The organism is Brachyspira sp. (assembly GCF_050873525.1).
In the GTDB taxonomy this organism is placed as follows: domain Bacteria; phylum Spirochaetota; class Brachyspiria; order Brachyspirales; family Brachyspiraceae; genus Brachyspira.
Genome location: NZ_JBNMIZ010000255.1, coordinates 1 through 3,394 on the forward strand (window position 1 = coordinate 1; position 3,394 = coordinate 3,394).

At 28.3% G+C, this 3,394-nt stretch carries 3 protein-coding genes; 2 read left to right on the top strand and 1 reads right to left on the bottom strand.

The window, feature by feature from the left end; all coding sequences use genetic code 11:
* The first annotated feature begins 241 nt into the window (after nt 1-241).
* Together ACR0QS_RS12150 and ACR0QS_RS12155 are read left to right on the top strand one after the other, a co-directional pair.
* Nucleotides 242-730 carry a hypothetical protein gene (locus ACR0QS_RS12150; protein WP_432633718.1) on the top strand — a complete coding sequence of 163 codons (489 nt, stop codon included), beginning with the start codon at nt 242-244 and terminating at the stop codon, nt 728-730.
* A 178-nt stretch (nt 731-908) separates the two neighbouring features.
* A complete protein-coding gene (locus ACR0QS_RS12155; RefSeq protein ID WP_432633719.1) occupies nt 909-1,058 on the top strand; it encodes a hypothetical protein in 150 nt (49 codons plus the stop codon).
* A gap of 132 nt (nt 1,059-1,190) precedes the next feature.
* Here the strand turns inward: ACR0QS_RS12155 and ACR0QS_RS12160 are convergent, their stop codons facing one another.
* The gene (locus ACR0QS_RS12160; RefSeq protein WP_432633720.1) at nt 1,191-3,341 is read right to left on the bottom strand and encodes a peptidase U32 family protein; all 2,151 of its coding nucleotides are present in this window, start codon (nt 3,339-3,341) and stop codon (nt 1,191-1,193) included.
* Nucleotides 3,342-3,394 lie beyond the last annotated feature (53 nt).

Here is a 3,394-nt window from a genome sequence, read left to right on the forward strand (position 1 = left end):
ATAATTTAATTTCATTAATAAATAAATTTTATACAAAGTGGATTGCCACGCCTTCACTTCGTTCGGCTCGCAATGACAAATTTAAAATATACAATGACAATAAAAATAATTTTGCAATTCTAAATTTAGTTAAATATTTTTTAACTTTAGTCAAATTTACTTTCGATAGCTTATCAAGGAAAATAAAAAGTCCTTGTTTAGTTATAAATTTTAATTTTTTTATTTCAAGGAGGACATTCAAATGTCTAATATCAAAATTTTAAGCGCGGTATTATCGTTTTTACTTCTGTTTGCGATAAGCTGTAGTAATGAAGGAACAACAGGAGGAAATGGAGGCGAAGATAATGGTAGCTTGGGTTATACTCACAGTAATCATCCGCCAGAAGGGGATTATAAATATCTAAATCACGATACTAATAAGTATGAACCTAACAATCGTAGAGCAATCGTTAAAATTGTAAACGGCAATTGCAATATAACGGGAAAAGCTTACCCTATAACTAGTAGTATTAATATTCCTTTAGACTACGATATTACCGTAACGAGTTGGTATACTTATAACTATGACCCCAATACTTATACTGCTAATTATAGTGATGGAGCTACTACATCTAAACCGTCAAGTGTAAACTATCTCCGTGTCGAATATAATACGACTAACGAAAGTATAAGCGTATCATTAAATCCTGGAGATATACTCTATTCCACATTTGATTTGACAAGGGATTAGTAAAATATGGCTATCAAAACTCATTATGATACAAAAGTTCGATGCTATTATGTAATAAAAATACATACTCTACTGACAACAGAATTAATTCTAATTATTAGAATGTTCTTGTTCTCCTCTATATCTTTTTTAGCTGAAAAATTACTTTTAAATAAAGATAAAGGGTAGGTGATGCATAATGAAGAGACGATTTAAAGCTTGTAAGAAAAGAAATATTAATTATGATAAAAAAAGAGGTGTAAATATAATATTGAATATAACATTTACTACTATACCGATTATGTCGATTATTGAATTGATAAGAAGAATAATTGATTTTTATCATTAGAAATAATAAAGGCTTTTAATTTATCATAAAAAATATTTGCTTAAAAATAAAACCGAGTTCTTTTTAGTAAAGGCTCGGTTTTTTATTCTTTGATAAATAAACTTATCGCTTCTATAAATAATATATAATTATTCAAATAAAAATATCAATCTCTCCGTTTTTATTATTTATATTTTCAAGTATAAAACTCGTCTTATTATGCATTCTCACGCAGTCGAATAAAACGATATTATTTTTGAAATCTATTAAATCTTTTTCTTTACATTTATCGCAACCAATTGCAATACTTTTTGGACAGAAAGCGAAATTCATCGCTGGAATAAATCCTTGTTTTATTGATATTGTATTTTTTAATCTTTTTCCTGCCTCGACAGAAGAGACAACCGTTGAAACTCCCAATTTATATAAAAAATCAACTGTCCGATTGTTTATCGTATTCATTCCAATTCCCGCCCAAATTATGCATTCGCCGAGCAAAGCTTCGATTTGTCCGAGATTATTGCAAATCACTATCATATCTTTTGAAACTATATTTTTTATTAGTTCTATATCTTTATCGAAAGTTATAGAGGGAAGAATTATTCCGTCAATTTTTTTATCTTCAAAAAATTTTTTAATATCGTTGTTATATACTTTTGGAAATAAAATTATTTTGTCGTAATTTTTAATTTTATTTTCTATATTTTTTATATCGCTTATTATCGCAACTTTTATATTCGTATCGGGATATTCTATTTTCTTGTTAAAAATATTTTTATCATAATCGACTTTTCTATTTTGAATTAAAATTTTTTCAAGCGAATTTATTATATTTCGTCTCGCTTCATTTAGAACTTTCACTGGAATAAAAGGATTATTAAATTTTTTCTCAATATTTATATTTTCAAATTTAAAGACAGTTCCGCCCGTTTTTGATAAAGCTTTTATAATATCGCTTTCTTTCATTTCGGAATTTTTAGCTTCCTCAATTAAATAATCGCTCGTATATTCTATATTTAATTTTTTATTATAATCGCAGCTGACTTTAAATTTTATTTTTCTATCATAATCAATAATGCAATTCAAATTGAGCAAATGTTTAAAATTATCGCTTTCAATTATAAAATTCGCTTCGTCCATTTGAGATTTATCTGTCGTTCTGTAAACTTTATCGCCGATATTAATATTTTTCAAAACCGCGCTGAAACTTAAATTGCCTTTGCCATTTTGAACTCTTACATTGTCTTTATATAAATCTGAAATCTGCATTCCAATTTTTCCGCTCTCTCCAAATGAAAGCCCGTCATATACATTCAATTCTTTTTTAGCTTCGACATGAATTTTATTTTTCTTATAAGCTACGATTTTTCCTATAAGCTCTCCGCTATGATTCGGTTTATAATTTTCAAATATATCTTTTGAATTATAAAAATAGCCTTTACTGAATCCGCCTCTATTAAAAATTTTTATTAAACTTTCTTTATATTTTTCCGTTTCAATATTTTTATTTTGTAGCGCAAAGTCTATCGCTTTTCTATAAATCGAAGTCGTTATCGCGACATATTCGCTTCTCTTTGCTCTTCCTTCAATTTTGAACGAATTAATTCCAATGCCGATTAAATCTGGAATTATATCTATAGTCATTAAATCTTTAGTGCTTAAAGGATAATTTGTTTTTCCGCCGATATATTCCATTCTGCAAGGCTGAGTGCATGCTCCTCTGTTTGCGCTTCTTCCTCCATGCAAATACGAATAGGCGCATTGCCCCGAAAAACTTACGCATAAAGCTCCGTGAATAAAAATTTCCAATTCTATATTTGTATTTTTTCTGATTTCTTTTATATTTTCAATACTCGTTTCTCTTGCAAGAACTACTCTTTCGATTCCTAATTTTTCAAGAAGTTGGACGCTATAACTATTATTGCATGACATTTGAGTGCTTGCATGCATTGGAATATTTAAATTCTCTCTCACAATATCTATTATTCCCAAATCTTGAACTATAATCGCGTCCGCTCCAATGTCGTTTAGATTTTTTATTAACAATATGGCTTTATCTATTTCATCGTTATAAACCAAAGTATTAACGGTAATATAAGTTTTGACATTTCTTAATTTTGCAAATTTAATCGCGTTTTCTATAGCCTTATCGTCAAAGTTTTCGGATGCATGTTCTCTCGCGTTGAAACTTTTTGCTCCGAAATAAACGGCATCCGCTCCAGCGTTAATAGCCGCTTTCAATCCTCTTTCGTCTCCTACGGGCGAGAGTAATTCTATTTTATTAATTTTTTCTTTTATTTTCATATATTTTCATAATTTATTAATTATTAATCTTTTAATTTATGATTATATAATAA

What these genes read in the sequence shown, in the direction of transcription:
- ACR0QS_RS12150 (WP_432633718.1), top strand. Translation starts at nt 242, where the DNA reads ATGTCTAATATCAAAATTTTAAGCGCGGTATTATCGTTTTTACTTCTG.
- ACR0QS_RS12155 (WP_432633719.1), top strand. Translation starts at nt 909, where the DNA reads ATGAAGAGACGATTTAAAGCTTGTAAGAAAAGAAATATTAATTATGAT.
- ACR0QS_RS12160 (WP_432633720.1), bottom strand. Translation starts at nt 3,341, where the DNA reads ATGAAAATAAAAGAAAAAATTAATAAAATAGAATTACTCTCGCCCGTA.